This is a genomic window from Bacillus cereus group sp. Bce041 (assembly GCF_052646455.1).
In genome coordinates this window covers 146,805-161,839 of record NZ_JBQXON010000002.1, presented here as the reverse complement: position 1 = coordinate 161,839, position 15,035 = coordinate 146,805, and the positions used below count along the sequence as shown (strand labels likewise).

Here is a 15,035-nt window from a genome sequence, read left to right as displayed (position 1 = left end):
TTATAACAATAAGCGGGCTTTCGCTTTTACTACTGAAAAAAAGTATAGGAAGTGTCACCTTTGAATTGGAATCAATTATGGAAGAAAGATATGTCCCTTTTAATTATATTAATGGTCGTTGTTCCGATTGCTGGGGAGCTGAACTTTCATCCCTTTAATGATACGTTTCGAGTTAGCTTCGGTACACCGCTATTCTTCTTTTTATTATTATTTTTAAGAAGAGTACCAGCAGGAGTTGCAGGTATTCTTGTTGGTATATCTGTAGTCTTATTCCGAGTATGTCTTGACTGGATCATGCAAGGTTCATTTCATATGACAGAATCATTTTATTTGCGTTATCCTGTGTTCTTCTATTATTTTATTTATGGCAGTTTTTTTTCGCTTTGCAGGGTAAATAAGTTCCATCAGAAACCAATCATTATTGGATGCCTTGGAATTTCAATTGAAATTGTTGCAAGTATGTCAGAACTTGCGTTTTATCACATGTTAGTACTAGGTACAACAATAACGATTTCTGAAGTAAATAAACTCATCATTATTGCTATTTTTCGTAGTTTCTTTGCACTTGGTTTTTTAAATATGATGAATTTATATGAAACGAAATTAAAAGAATCGCAAGTTCGAAAAGAAAATGAAAATATGTTAATGCATCTTTCTAATTTATATGTGGAATCTGTTCATTTGAAAAAGACGTTACAAAATGCGGAGTTAATTACACAAGAAGCATATCAACTATATCGAAATTTACAAGTAAGCGCTGATTCAAGTAGTAAAACAGCATTGAAAATAGCGGGGGAAGTGCATGAAATAAAAAAGGATAATCAAAGGATATTTGCAGGATTATCTAAACTGTTATTAGATAAAAATGTGGCTGAATATGTAGAAGGACATGAGTTAGCAGAAATGATTGTTAGAATAAACGAGAAGTATGCTGAAATGCTAGAAAAGGATATACGTTTTTCTAAACATATAGAAGGTGAGCATGCTGCATACCACGTGTATACAGTTCTATCAATTTTTAATAACTTAGTTTCGAATGCAGTTGAAGCAATTGAAGATAAAGGTGTCGTTATTATTAAGCTATATAAAAGAGAGCAACATATATTTTTTGAAGTAATTGACGATGGACCTGGTATTGCACAAAAGTATAAGAAATTAGTATTTAAGCCAGGATTTACTTCCAAGTATGATCAAACGGGAACACCGTCAACTGGTATTGGGCTTTCTTACATAAATGAAATGGTAACAGAGCTAGGCGGAGAAGTGAGATTAGAAGACCGAGAAAATAAAAGAGGATGTAAGTTTATCGTTTGTTTACCGGAGGATAGTTTAAAGCGGGAGGGGGAATAGATTTGTTTTATTATATCGTAGACGATGATGAAGTTTTCCGTTCAATGCTTTCGCAAATTATTGAAGATGGAGACCTTGGAGAAGTAATTGGTGAGGCGGATGACGGAGTTTTTATTGAAGCGGATCAACTAAATTTTAAAAAAGTAGATATTTTATTTATTGATTTGTTGATGCCGATGAGGGACGGAATTGAAACAGTTCGTCACATTGCGTCAACTTTCACGGGGAAAATCATTATGATTTCTCAAGTGGAATCGAAGCAGCTTATAGGTGAGGCATATACACTTGGTGTAGAATATTATATTACAAAACCATTAAATAAAATTGAAGTTGTATCTGTTGTACGCAAAGTGATGGAGCGTATTAGATTGGAGCGTTCTATACACGATATTCAAAAATCATTGAATAACGTGTTTCAGTGGGAAAAACCGCAATTGCGTACTGAACCAGTGCAAGAAGGAAAAAAGATAGGGGATTTAGGACGCTTTTTACTATCAGAACTCGGTATTGCGGGAGAGAATGGAAGTAAAGATTTACTTAGTATGCTGGAATATTTATATGGTCAAGAAAAGGCACAGACATTTGAGTTTGGCTTTCCTGCGTTAAAAGAAATTTTTCATCATATTACGATAAGGAAATTAGGGGATCTAGCTTTAGAGGCGGATATTGATAAAGAGAAAAAAGCGTCTGAACAAAGAGTACGTCGAGCTATTTATCAGTCGTTAAATCATTTGGCTTCTTTAGGATTAACAGACTTTTCAAATCCAAAATTTGAAAGCTATGCTCCAAAATTTTTCGATTTTACCGTAGTTAGAAAACGGATGACAGAAATGACGAAAGATGAACTCGCATCTTCTGGTCATACGCGAATTAATACGAAGAAGTTTATTCAAGTGTTGTATTTTGAGGCGAAGAGGTTGATGGAGATAGAGTGAAGAAGATGCTTATAAATAAGCATCTTCTTTTGTTAAATCAACATTTTATATTTTCTCGTGGAGCATGTAAAATGTTAAGTAAGAGAAAATGGTTTTATATTAAGGAAGTGTCAAAGCGATGAGTTTCACATTGAATAAATCGATTATTAAAGAAGTGTGCGGAGAGACCTCATATAAAAGAGGTGAAGCCTATTATAAATCAAATAAAGTGATAATAGATCATTACGATGAAAATAAAGAAATTTGTGAGGCGACAGTAAAAGGGAACGAGGATTTCCATGTTACAGTAGCAAAAGCCAAAAAGGGTGATGTTGTTGCAAAATGTAGTTGTCCTTCATTAGCGTCTTTTCAAACGTACTGTCAACATGTTGCAGCAGTATTAATACAAATAAACTATAATCAACAAACAGGTGGAATGAGCTCCACTAGTAGCAGAAATGATCAATTGACAAGTGGTATGTTTCAGCTGTTTGCAGACAAACCACTGAGGCCAAAAAGTAAACAACACCGTTTTGATACACGTGAAATATTAGATATTGAGTTTATATGTACACCAGTAGCTACGAGAAGTGGTGGGGCTCTTCTTGGAATTCAATTGAAACTTGCCAAAGTGTATTTCATAAATCATATTAGAGAATTTCTTTCTAAGGTGGAGAAAAGGGAATCTTTTCATTGTTCAAATGAATTTACATATACACCAGATGTACATAGTTTTAAACAAGAAACGGATGCGATTATTCAGCAGCTCATTAAAATGTATCATAACGAAAAAATGTATGAAGATACGCTAGAAGTACATGCGAAACAAGATGAAAGTATGATATTTATACCACCAGCTTCATGGAAAGATATGCTCTCTTCACTTTCTAAAGTTGAATATGTACAGCTGAAACAAAATGAACAACTGTTTCAGGGATTACAAGTTTCAAAAGGGTTGTTGCCGTTACACTTTGAATTTACGAAGGGAAATAATGGCGGATTTACACTTCATATAGATGGTTTAAATCGTGTACAAGTTATGGATATGTATAACAATGCACTTTACGATGGGAAATTATATCACTTACACATTGAAGATTGTATGCGACTTATTGAATTACAAAAGATGATGAGTCGCTCAAATAGTAATCAGTTTTATATTCCAGAAAGTAAGATGGAACATTTCGTCGCGAAAGTTGTACCAGGATTAATGAAGCTCGGAACTGTACACATTGATGAAGTAATATCGGATCGTGTTGAAACACCTTCGCTAAAAGCGAAATTGTATTTAGACCGCGTGAAAAATCGCTTATTAGCAGGTCTTGAATTTCACTATGGGAACGTCATGATTAATCCGCTAGAAGAGGATGGACAGCCGTCTGTTTTTAATCGTGATGAGAAAAAAGAAAAAGAGATTTTAGACATTATGAGTGAAAGTGCCTTTGCAAAAACAGAAGGCGGTTACTTTATGCATAATGAAGAAGCTGAGTATAACTTTTTATATCACGTCGTGCCAACATTAAAAGGTTTAGTTGATATTTATGCGACGACAGCAATCAAATTGCGAATTAGTAAAGGGGATGCAGTTCCTCTTATTAGAGTGAGAAGAAAAGAAAGAATTGATTGGTTGTCATTTCGTTTTGATATAAAAGGAATACCAGAAGCAGAAATTAAAGGTGTATTAGCGGCCCTTGAAGAGAAACGTAAATATTATCGATTGGCGAACGGTTCGTTTTTGTCGCTAGAGAGTAAAGAGTTTAATGAAATTAATCAGTTTATAAAAGAATCAGGTATTCGGAAAGAATTTTTACATGGAGAAGAGGTAAATGTTCCGCTTATTCGGAGTGTAAAATGGATGAACGGACTTCACGAAGGCAATGTTTTAAGTTTGGATGATTCTGTTCAAGAGTTAGTAGAAAACATTCAAAACCCGAAAAAATTAAAGTTTGCTGTGCCAAATACTTTAAATGCAGAAATGAGAAAGTATCAAGTATATGGGTTCGAATGGATGAAAACACTTGCTCATTACCGTTTTGGCGGTATTTTAGCAGATGATATGGGACTTGGAAAAACGTTGCAAAGCATTGCTTTTATAGATTCTGTTTTGACTGAGATTCGAGAAAAGAAACTGCCAATATTAGTCGTTTCACCATCATCTCTTGTTTATAATTGGTTTAGTGAATTGAAAAAATTCGCCCCGCATATTAGAGCAGTTATTGCAGATGGAATTCAAGCAGAGCGCCGGAAAATTTTGAAAGATATAACGGAATTTGATGTTGTAATTACGTCATATCCATTACTGAGAAGAGATATAAGATTGTATGCAAGACCATTTCATACACTATTCCTTGATGAAGCGCAGGCGTTTAAAAACCCTACAACGCAAACGGCAAGAGCTGTGAAAACAATTCAAGCTGAATACCGTTTTGGGCTAACGGGTACACCTGTAGAAAATTCATTAGAAGAGCTATGGTCTATCTTCCATGTCGTCTTCCCAGAATTATTACCAGGAAGAAAAGAGTTCGGTGATTTAAGGCGTGAAGATATAGCGAAGCGAGTGAAACCATTCGTATTAAGACGATTAAAAGGGGACGTATTAAATGAGTTGCCAGAGAAAATAGAGCACTTACAATCATCGGAGTTATTACCCGATCAAAAGAGTCTTTATGCTGCTTATTTAGCGAAGCTAAGGGAAGAAACGTTAAAGCATTTAGACAAAGATACGTTACGTAAAAATAAAATTAGAATTTTAGCTGGTTTAACGAGATTGCGACAAATTTGTTGCCATCCTGCTTTATTTGTTGATGATTACAAAGGAAGTTCAGCTAAATTTGAACAACTGTTAGAGATTTTAGAGGAATGTAGAAGTACAGGGAAGAGAATATTAATTTTTTCTCAATTTACGAAGATGCTTTCCATTATTGGTCGTGAGTTAAATCGACAAGCAATTCCATACTTTTATTTAGACGGGAGTACACCAGCGCAGGATCGTGTAGAGCTGTGCGATCGGTTTAACGAAGGAGAAGGAGATCTATTTCTCATTTCTTTAAAAGCTGGTGGTACCGGACTTAATTTAACTGGTGCAGATACAGTAATATTATATGATTTATGGTGGAATCCAGCTGTTGAACAACAAGCGGCCGATAGGGCGTATCGAATGGGACAAAAAAATACAGTGCAAGTTATAAAGCTAGTAGCTCAGGGAACAATTGAGGAGAAAATGCATGAACTGCAAGAAAGTAAGAAAAATTTAATCGCTGAAGTGATTGAGCCGGGAGAAGAGAAATTGTCCTCAATCACAGAGGAAGAAATTCGAGATATTTTAATGATTTAATATAAAAAAGCTATGCCTTCAAATTTATGAGGGCATAGCTTTTTTGTTGTAATAATTATATTTTGTTTTGTAAAAAGTAAAGAAATCAAATGTTATTTAAATTACTTCTTTGTACCTTTACTTTTGTAGGGTTTGGCAGCTGCCTTTTTCTTTGCACTTGATTGCCAACGGTTCCATCCTTTACTTCCTGTACCTTGTCCTACACCTTTTTTCGGTTTTGCTTTCGTTTTACTCATATGATCACTCCGTTATATAAAAAATCTTATTTAATAATAGCCAATGTTTTAGAAAAATATTCTGGATAAATGACTATGTTTGTTTTAAGTAAAAACAAACTGCTTGAATGCTATAGTATATCATGAAATTGCAAGTAAACTGAAAGGAATTATAAAGAAAATGAAAATAATAAGAAATACTGCGGATTCTATATTCCGAACGATCACATTAATTATTGTGTATACGTTAGTTTCGGTCAGTGAAACATTTTTTGGATTGACGAGGCAGAAAAAGTAAAGATGTTAAATTAACAACAATCAATAAAGCCGTAAAATAAAGAATTGAAAAATATTTTAAAACTTTTTGTTGACTTTCTTTATTTTTTGTATAGAATAATCATTAATAAAATGTTTCAGAGATGTGACAACAAAACGACTATGAAAGGACGAGTAGTAGTAGGACGTAGTTTAAGCGAGTCAGGGGTGGTGTGAGCCTGATACGAAGCCTATTATGAAGAACCTCCTGGAGTTGCTAACCGAAATCCTTTATAGGAAAGTAGACTTAGCCGGGAACTTCGCCGTTACAAGAAGAACAGTATCGAGATATTTCATCTCCGTATTGTATAAGTGAGCAACCTCTGTTGCTAATTTGGGTGGTACCGCGGAACCAAAGCCTTTCGTCCCAGTTTTTTGGGAAAGAAGGGCTTTTTTTGTTGGCTTCTTTTCACAACATCCAAACATTTTAGGAGGAAACCACCATGTATCAATCATTAATGACAGTAAGAGAGACTCAAATTGCAATTAAGGAAGTTAAAACATTTTTCGAGGACCAATTAGCAAAACGCCTTGAACTATTCCGCGTATCTGCACCATTATTCGTAACGAAAAAATCAGGATTAAACGATCACCTAAACGGTGTAGAACGTCCAATTGAATTTGATATGTTACATTCAGGAGAAGAATTAGAAATTGTTCATTCACTAGCGAAATGGAAACGATTTGCATTACATGAATACGGATATGAAGCTGGTGAAGGTTTATATACAAACATGAACGCGATTCGTCGTGATGAAGAACTTGATGCAACGCATTCCATTTATGTTGACCAATGGGATTGGGAAAAAATCGTTCAAAAAGAATGGCGTACTGTTGAATACTTACAAAAAACAGTACAAACAATTTATGGAATATTCAAAGATTTAGAAGATCACTTATTTGAAAAATATCCGTTCCTTGGAAAGTATTTACCGGAAGAAATTGTTTTCGTTACTTCTCAAGAATTAGAAGATAAATATCCAGAATTAACACCGAAAGATCGTGAACATGCAATTGCAAAAGAACACGGTGCAGTCTTCATTATCGGAATTGGTGATGCACTTCGTTCAGGTGAAAAGCATGACGGACGCGCAGCTGATTATGACGATTGGAAATTAAACGGTGACATTTTATTCTGGCACCCAGTACTACAATCTTCATTTGAGTTATCATCAATGGGAATTCGTGTTGATAGTAAATCACTTGATGAGCAGTTAACGAAAACTGGTGAAGACTTCAAACGTGAGTATGATTTCCATAAAGGTATACTAGAAGACGTACTACCATTAACAATCGGCGGTGGCATTGGACAATCAAGAATGTGCATGTACTTCTTACGTAAAGCACATATCGGTGAAGTTCAATCTTCTGTATGGCCTGACGATTTACGTGAAGCTTGCAAGAAAGAAAACATTCATCTGTTTTAATAGAAGTAAGGGAATAGCTTAAATATAGAGCTATTCCCTCTTTTTTATAAAACATTACTTATTTATTACCGAGTTCTTCTGCTAAACCGATTAAAATTCCTTCGACTCCACGAATGTAGCAGAGACGATACGAGTTCTCGTACTGAACTACTTCGCCAACGAGCTCTGCACCATGCTTAGTGAGTCTCGATACCATTTCGTCAATATCCTCGACAGTGAACATGACGCGTAGATAACCGAGGGCGTTTACAGGAGCTGTTCGGTGATCTGCTATAGTAGGAGGGGTGAGAAATCGCGAAAGTTCAATTCGGCTGTGGCCATCTGGAGTGACCATCATAGCAATCTCTACGCACTGAGAACCGAGTCCAGTTACGCGACCAGCCCATTCACCTTCGACATTGGCTCGACCTTCGAGATTCAAGCCAATCTCCTCAAAGAAAGAGATTGCGTTATCAAGGGATTCTACAACGATGCTGACATTGTCCATTCGTAGTAATTTGTTTTTTGCCATAGTCTTATCTCCTTATGTATAAAAGTTTATTATTTAATTATCCTCATAATTATACTACTAAGTAGTTACAAATTCCTTTCAGTCAAAAACGCCTTGTCACAGTATAGGAAAATGTGACAAGGTGTTTTTTAATATATCATATAGCATCTTGTTAACGAATAGCTTTTTATTTAATAGGAAGGAAGTAGATTAATATGTTTTTTTATAAGCGTTACTAAACATATCAAATTAGCTCATTTGCACGAAAGGCTCAATTTTCGCCATAAATGATTGATGCAGCGCCTCAACGCCTGTTACTAAATGAAGGCGGTCAATAACGACAGACACTTTAATTTCTGATGTACTTACCATTTTAATATGAATATCTTCTTCTTTTAAAGTAGTGAACATATTTGCAGCGACACCTGGGTTAGATACCATGCCAGATCCTACGATTGATACTTTTGCTAAGTGATTTTCATGTTCTACAGATTCGTAGTGAAGAGTTTCTTGATTTTGTTCCAATACTTCTAATGTTTCTCTTAAATCATTCGAGTGAATGGAGAAGGAGAGATGAACAGTTCCTTCATTTGTAATACTTTGAATGATGATATCTACATTAATATGTGCCGCTGCTAATGTAGAGAAAACAGTTGAAAGTGAACCTTGTTCTAATCCTTTCACTGTGATGCGTGTAATATTATCTTCAAATGCAATACCTTTAACGATTGATTGTTGTTCCATGTTACATTCTCCTTTTACAATTGTTCCGTTTTCTTGTTCCATACTTGAGCGAACTTCTAAAACTACGTTATGATTTTTAGCAAACTCAACAGCACGCGGGTGTAATACGCCAGCACCGAGGTTTGCAAGTTCTAACATTTCGTCATAAGAAATTTCATCTAATTTATAAGCATCTTTTACAACTCGTGGATCCGTCGTATATACGCCGGTCACATCTGTGTAAATATCACATTTTTTTGCGTTTAGTGCAGCAGCTAATGCGACAGCAGTTGTATCAGAACCGCCTCGTCCAAGCGTTGTAATTTCAAAATCTTCACTGACTCCTTGGAAACCAGCTACAATAACAATCGTACCTTCAGCAAGATAAGATTGAATACGATCTGTATGAATGTCAGTAATCCGTGCACTACTATGTACAGATTCTGTCGTAATACCAGCTTGCCACCCTGTTAATGAAATTGCATGATAGCCTTTTGCTTGCAGTGCCATTGTTAATAATGAAATAGTTACTTGTTCTCCTGTAGATAGAAGCATATCCATTTCACGTTTACTTGGATTTTCTGTGATAGCGTTAGCGAGTGCGACAAGTTCATCTGTGCTTTTTCCCATTGCTGAAACGACAGAGACAATGCTATGACCTCGTTCATATTCTTCAATAATTAAATTTGCTACATGTTGAATGCGTTCGACGCTTCCGACAGAAGTGCCACCGAATTTTTGAACAATTGTTTCCATTACAGATTCCTTCTTTCGTCTATTTTTAAGAATAGATTAGGAAATATATAAATCCCAATACTCCTGTAGTTACCAGAAAGACAAACAAAAAACACCATCTCAAATAAGTGAGGATGGTGCTGTTACAGGAAAAGGGAAACAGAAAACGGAGCTAATAAAAAAACCGCCAAAAAAGGAATATCATAAAAAATGATATCTCTTTTTTGTAGATAGCTCTTCATACGTACACGTCTGTACATATGACAGTTCTGTTTCTATTCGAAAACAGCCCCAATTGATAAATGCAGAGAAACTTATCAATTTCGGCAATACTTCCTTTCATCTAAGTTCATAGACATCTCTGTGTCTCCATTAGAATACTCATAAGTATCGCAACCTCTATCTCACGTTTTAGGCGAGAGTGTTTGATTTATGAAGTTGTTGGTAACATTTGTTTTATAATAATTTAAATTTTTCGGGGAATCAAGTGTTTTATATATATTTTAAAAATTCTTTCTTTTTTTCTGAGGAAGTTTGTGAAAAATGTAGCAAAATAAATTCATTGCATGTACATTAAACTTATAGTGCATAGGAGGTGGGAGAATGAAAAGGAAACAGCCTATTTATGTTGCGACAAAAATGAACACGACGATGGGAAAATTATGGGAATATACGCAAGAACCAGCTATACATACAGAGTGGGATGCTCGCTTTACTGAAATTTCGTATTTAGAGAAAAAAGAAGGAGAACCACAGAAGTTTTTGTATAAAACAAAGATTGGATTTGGGTTTGAAATAGCTGGAGAAGGGGAATCAATAGGTGAAATAAGAAAAGATATTTTAATGCAGTTATGCAATTGGATGGAAACGAAAATGAAATTGTAGATTATTTTGGCGAACCACATTTACTCGTTTCTACACTGCATTTTCATATCGATGAGTTAGGGGCAATGCATATTTCTTCAAAGAAACAATGGTTTTATATGTTTGGAAGAAAAATGCCGTTACCAAAATTTTTGTATGGTGAAGCAAAAATTGTTGAAAGTTATGATGCAACACTACAGTGTTTTCGAATTCATGTACAAGTACGAAACCCGTTAATTGGCTCGCTTTTTTCATATAAGGGAACATTTGTGGAAAGGAAATAAACGATATGAAAAATATAATATTTGGGCTTGCTTGTTATGTTGTTTTTCTAATATATGAGTGGTCGAATATAAATCCTGTTGAAGCAATTATATTATTGTCTGTTTTATTATTTATACCAATGTCACTTTGTATTATTGATAAAAGAAAAAGAGATGGATCGTATTTATTATTTTATAAATTCGTATCGTTTTTATATCCAATCGCAGCAATTTGTGCAATGCTAGCTTTCGTCACAAATTACAATGTATTTGCGCTAGTTTGGTTTGTATATACAGGAATTGTTGCGTTATTTGGTGTAAGTAGATTGCTAGAAAGAGGATGGAAGCCGTTAGAAGAAATCGCCATAGATAGTGCGTTTATTTATTTGTTTTTAGGTGGTTTTTGGTTTTTTGCTTCAGTAGCAAAACTTTCAATTATGCATTTTAGCTCTGACATTGTTTTACTCACAGCAGCGCATTTTCATTATTCGGCGTTTCTATTGCCATTATCAGCTGGTTTAATAGGGAGAAAAAGAGAAAAGAGAAGTAAAGTATATGATGCTATTATGTTTATCATCATGATTTCACCTATGACAGTTGCAATAGGAATTACATACTCGAGAATATTTGAATTTTTTGCAGTGCTCCTATATTTATGTGCCATTTATGGATATGGATTTTACGTTTGGAGAGCAAAATTTAATGCTATCAGTGCAAAGATTCTTTTAATCGTTTCGTCTAGTACACTCATGGTTACAATTATGTTCTCACTTATATATTCATACGGAAATTTGAAGCATGTAATGACGATTACAATTGCTCAAATGGTTTGGATTCACGGTATTGTCAACGGAATTGGAGTAGCGTTACCGGCATTTGTCGGCTGGATGATCGAAAAGAGTGTTCCAAATTATAAATACTATGGGAAACCAATGAGTAAATTAAGAGGAAGTGTGGCAATTGGTGAGGCTTTTTTATATAGCGGCAATTTAGTAGGCAGTAAGGAATACAACGGTTTAGTTGATCAAATAACTGATTTTCATAGTGAGTCATTTGACGTGACGAAGGTACCTTTAAGTATTATTCGTTTTTATGAAAATACAACAGAGTATGAGTTGCAATCAAATATTAAATGGGCTCGTTGGTTCCGCCTATTTGCATTTTGTTATGAGAAAATGAGCAAGCATGTAGGACAAATACATTTAGGGATGGGCGGCAATTGGGAAACGATGCATGGCTCTATCATTAGTGTAATAGATGAGAAAGATGGAAGAGAGAATGTAAGGGCTTGGATAAGGAAAAATGAAGCAGGTGAATCTATTTTTGTAGCTCTTTATTCAAAGCATACAAATAAGAATGAGACATATATGAATATCGCCTTACCTTTACCTTATTCGAATATGACTGGTATTTTGAAACTATATAATGATAATCATGATTTAATCATTACTAGTAAGTTAAGAGAAAATGGCCAGGGAGATGAGGGGATTTATTTACATACTCGGTTCTTAACAATCCGTTTACCGTTAGCAGAGACTTTCATCATTACAGAGGGTAAGGATAAAATGTTAACAGCTCATCATAGCATGTGGCTATTTGGACTTGAATTTTTACATATTCATTATAAGATTGAAAAAATTGCACAGAAGTAAGAAAGGCTTGGATGGGTTTCCAAGCTTTTTTATGTATGGGTAATTGTCATAGAAATTTGTTTATTTAGCTCATTATCCCAAACACGTTGAATTTCAAAAGTGCCTGTTTCAAAAAATAATGGGAATCTTTCTTTAAACCAAGTTTGCATAGGTAGCTTTAGTGCTGTATTGATTGGTATCCATAATAATTCACCCTCAGGAGGATTCAAAAGAAGTTCACCTTCAAATGAGTCTGTCCAATAGTTAAATACCATATATCGAACATTACCTTTCGGATTGACATATTCATCTAATCCTTTAAAAGTTAAATTGGAAACAAGTAATCCAGTTTCTTCTTTTACTTCTCTTATAGCGGCTTGAACGATACTTTCAGGGAAATCTACTTTGCCGCCAGGAGCGATGTAGCCAGGGAAACCTCGATGGCTGGGGCGTTTTATGAGTAAAATTTCATTGTTACGTTGGATCATACACATTGTATAGATCTGATGTTCGATGTTATGTGAATTTGGAGGCATAATGATGTATTCTCCTTTATATTTTTTTGATAATTTTACCATAACATAATTGTTTCTTATATAATTAGAAATGGAATGTTATAAATTTTCAGTTATATACTATAAATTCTATAGTCATTCGAAAAGAGGGGAGAGACATGCAAGGAGAAATACAAAAGGAGAAAAGTTTAGGTTATATTGGAAAATTATTATTACCAGTTAAAGTATCAACGCACTTTAAGTTTTTATGGATTGGACAATTACTCTCGGCCTTAGGTAGTTCGATAACTATGGTCATACTTCCAGTTGTTGTGTATTCATTAACTGGTTCAACAGTTGTAATGGGGATGACGATGGCAATGTACATGCTACCTAATATTCTTGCTTTACCGTTTGCGGGTTTAATTGTAGACCGAATTGATCGGGTTAGGTTAATGTTATTTACGGATATAATCCGCTGTATATTAATGCTATTACTTGCATCGCTTATATTTATGGATTTATTAACAATTACGATTTTATATATTCTCGTTGCCATATACGGACTTATGGAAGGGATATTCCAACCAGCATATTCTGCTGTAAGGGCGAAAGTATTCGTCCCTGAAATTCGTAATGCAGCTAACGCACTCACTCAAATGAGTAATCAAGGTATACGATTAATTGGGCCAGCACTTGGTGGGTTAATCGTATCGGTTGCATCTGCAGGGATAGGTTTCGGACTAGATGCAGCAACGTACTTATTATCATTTTTATGTTTATTATTTTTAAAAGAAATTAAGTTTAAAAAAGTAAAACCCATTGAAAAGAGTAAGCTTAATTACAAACAAGAGTTTATGGAAGGTGTTTTAGTTTTAAAAAGTCATCCGTGGCTGTGGATTACAATTTTAGTTTTTTCTTTTATAAATATTTGTTATGCCGGTATTATCGTCGTATTAATTCCATGGTTATTTAATGTTCATCATCATTTTGAAGCTTACGTGTATGGACTTGGCATGGCCTTTTCTGGTGGTGGGGCTGTAATTGCCGCATTAATATTTGGTGGGAAAGAGCTGTGGCATAAGAGAGGATTACTGGCTTATGGAGGTGTTTTAATGAGTGGCATTGCTTTATTAATTATGCCATTCATTTCTTGGGCACCCGCTTTAATATTCTTAATGGCAATTGAAGGATTTGGCATGATGATATTTGGACTCATTTGGGAAACGAGTTTACAGGAGCTTGTACCAGAAGAAGCATTCGGAAGAGTGGCAAGCCTTGATATGTTGGGTTCTTTTGCTTTATTGCCATTAGGATACGTAGTTGTAGGCTGGTTAGCTACTGTCATAGGTGGCGAGATAACTATTATAACACTAGCTAGTTTAGTAATTTTAACAATTGGAATAGCATTGTCTGTACCGAGTATTCGTCGATTTAATTGATTATATGGGAAAAGAGGGCTAGACCTATATAGAAAATAACTTAGCATATAATCAACTAGTATTAATAAAACATCTTTGTAATGAAAAGCCTTCCATACACATTTGGCACAAAAAAATTAGTATGGAAGCAACAAAAATAGAAATCACAAAAGAAGTGACGGAAGCGATACAAGTAGGTTTCAAAAAAGAAGAATAAGCCCTAAAGAAATTAGGACTTATTCTTCATTAAATACAAATGTTTGTTTCATTTTTTTACCTTCATTTACCGGATGACCGTTATAAGAGAAATTCTTTTCTTCCCAAGTGATCACAACTTTAAAATTATGACTATTAAAGTCTAATGGGAATACCATGTGGTCAAAGCTTGTATGACTTTTAGAAATGTTTTCATTAGGTGTAGAAGGTTTAAAGGTAGCTTTAGAGGTAGGATTGTTATCAAGTATTTCCACAGATACATTTGATACATCATGACCGATGTTTTTTACGAGTAAACTATACGTATCAAATACACCTTGTTTCGGCTGGATTGCTTGCTTGTTTGAGTTATGAGATTTATCAATTTCGACATACCATTGTTTAGACTTTGACGCAATCGGTAGTGACTGAAATGTGTAAGCACTAGCTTGCATTGGTAGTGCTAAACATATAAGCGTAAAGAGAGTTAATATTTTTCGTTTCATTTTTTAAGAGCTCCCATTCTTTAATGGATTTACTTGTTATTATCTTCTTTTTACGAGTAAATATACCATATAATGTAAAGTGGTTATTGTGAGTAGTGAATTAATATATTATTCACTACTCTTATAGCTGGCATAATTACGTATGTAGTAAGAAAAAA

11 protein-coding genes, 2 pseudogenes, 1 riboswitch and 1 other annotated feature are annotated in these 15,035 nt (G+C 34.7%); of the genes and pseudogenes, 8 read left to right on the top strand and 5 right to left on the bottom strand.

All coding sequences use genetic code 11. From position 1 onward, the window contains the following. The first annotated feature begins 51 nt into the window (after nt 1-51). The 3 genes from ACUN13_RS06725 to ACUN13_RS06715 all read left to right on the top strand — a co-directional run bounded on the left by ACUN13_RS06725 (nt 52) and on the right by ACUN13_RS06715 (nt 5,598). Nucleotides 52-1,350: a sensor histidine kinase gene (locus ACUN13_RS06725; RefSeq protein WP_086385836.1), complete on the top strand. Its 1,299-nt coding sequence runs from the start codon at nt 52-54 to the stop codon at nt 1,348-1,350. Nucleotides 1,351-1,352: 2 nt separating this feature from the next. Next, on the top strand, nt 1,353-2,285 hold the full coding sequence (locus ACUN13_RS06720; protein ID WP_086385837.1) for a response regulator: 933 nt from the start codon (nt 1,353-1,355) through the stop codon (nt 2,283-2,285). 118 nt (nt 2,286-2,403) lie between these two features. After that, on the top strand, nt 2,404-5,598 hold the full coding sequence (locus tag ACUN13_RS06715; protein ID WP_088363393.1) for a DEAD/DEAH box helicase: 3,195 nt from the start codon (nt 2,404-2,406) through the stop codon (nt 5,596-5,598). Nucleotides 5,599-5,699: 101 nt separating this feature from the next. Here the strand turns inward: ACUN13_RS06715 and ACUN13_RS06710 are convergent, their stop codons facing one another. Then, nucleotides 5,700-5,834 (bottom strand): DUF3934 domain-containing protein, encoded by a 135-nt coding sequence (locus ACUN13_RS06710; protein WP_000047588.1) that lies wholly within the window; start codon nt 5,832-5,834, stop codon nt 5,700-5,702. Nucleotides 5,835-6,242: 408 nt separating this feature from the next. Continuing rightward, nucleotides 6,243-6,501 (top strand) — a binding site (T-box leader). 70 nt (nt 6,502-6,571) lie between these two features. On the opposite strand from ACUN13_RS06710, the gene asnA reads away from it, so the two are divergent. Further along, complete coding sequence (gene asnA, locus ACUN13_RS06705) at nt 6,572-7,555, top strand: aspartate--ammonia ligase (protein ID WP_000284917.1); 984 nt, start codon at nt 6,572-6,574, stop codon at nt 7,553-7,555. A gap of 58 nt (nt 7,556-7,613) precedes the next feature. Here the strand turns inward: asnA and ACUN13_RS06700 are convergent, their stop codons facing one another. After that, nucleotides 7,614-8,066 carry a VOC family protein gene (locus ACUN13_RS06700; protein ID WP_001107259.1) on the bottom strand — a complete coding sequence of 151 codons (453 nt, stop codon included), beginning with the start codon at nt 8,064-8,066 and terminating at the stop codon, nt 7,614-7,616. A gap of 228 nt (nt 8,067-8,294) precedes the next feature. Then, the gene (locus ACUN13_RS06695) at nt 8,295-9,524 is read right to left on the bottom strand and encodes an aspartate kinase (RefSeq protein WP_000448039.1); all 1,230 of its coding nucleotides are present in this window, start codon (nt 9,522-9,524) and stop codon (nt 8,295-8,297) included. 202 nt (nt 9,525-9,726) lie between these two features. Continuing rightward, nucleotides 9,727-9,913, bottom strand: a riboswitch (Lysine riboswitch). A 193-nt stretch (nt 9,914-10,106) separates the two neighbouring features. On the opposite strand from ACUN13_RS06695, the pseudogene ACUN13_RS06690 reads away from it, so the two are divergent. From ACUN13_RS06690 to ACUN13_RS06680, 3 genes and pseudogenes are all read left to right on the top strand, one after another. Further along, nucleotides 10,107-10,385: pseudogene (locus tag ACUN13_RS06690) on the top strand (hypothetical protein); the annotation flags it as partial. After that, nucleotides 10,328-10,651 (top strand): annotated as a pseudogene (locus ACUN13_RS06685) (DUF4166 domain-containing protein); the annotation flags it as partial. The pseudogenes ACUN13_RS06690 and ACUN13_RS06685, both read left to right, overlap by 58 nt. A 5-nt stretch (nt 10,652-10,656) precedes the next feature. Further along, nucleotides 10,657-12,282 (top strand): YndJ family protein, encoded by a 1,626-nt coding sequence (locus tag ACUN13_RS06680; RefSeq protein WP_088344799.1) that lies wholly within the window; start codon nt 10,657-10,659, stop codon nt 12,280-12,282. 29 nt (nt 12,283-12,311) lie between these two features. Here ACUN13_RS06680 and ACUN13_RS06675 read toward each other — a convergent pair whose 3' ends face one another. Then, nucleotides 12,312-12,797, bottom strand: a complete 486-nt coding sequence (locus ACUN13_RS06675; RefSeq protein ID WP_001134945.1) for an 8-oxo-dGTP diphosphatase — start codon at nt 12,795-12,797, stop codon at nt 12,312-12,314. Nucleotides 12,798-12,934: 137 nt separating this feature from the next. On the opposite strand from ACUN13_RS06675, the gene ACUN13_RS06670 reads away from it, so the two are divergent. After that, nucleotides 12,935-14,197 carry an MFS transporter gene (locus ACUN13_RS06670; RefSeq protein WP_001161164.1) on the top strand — a complete coding sequence of 421 codons (1,263 nt, stop codon included), beginning with the start codon at nt 12,935-12,937 and terminating at the stop codon, nt 14,195-14,197. A gap of 215 nt (nt 14,198-14,412) precedes the next feature. On the opposite strand, the gene ACUN13_RS06665 is transcribed toward ACUN13_RS06670, so the two are convergent. Beyond that, nucleotides 14,413-14,877 (bottom strand): hypothetical protein, encoded by a 465-nt coding sequence (locus ACUN13_RS06665; protein WP_445423733.1) that lies wholly within the window; start codon nt 14,875-14,877, stop codon nt 14,413-14,415. Between the last annotated feature and the right edge of the window lie 158 nt (nt 14,878-15,035).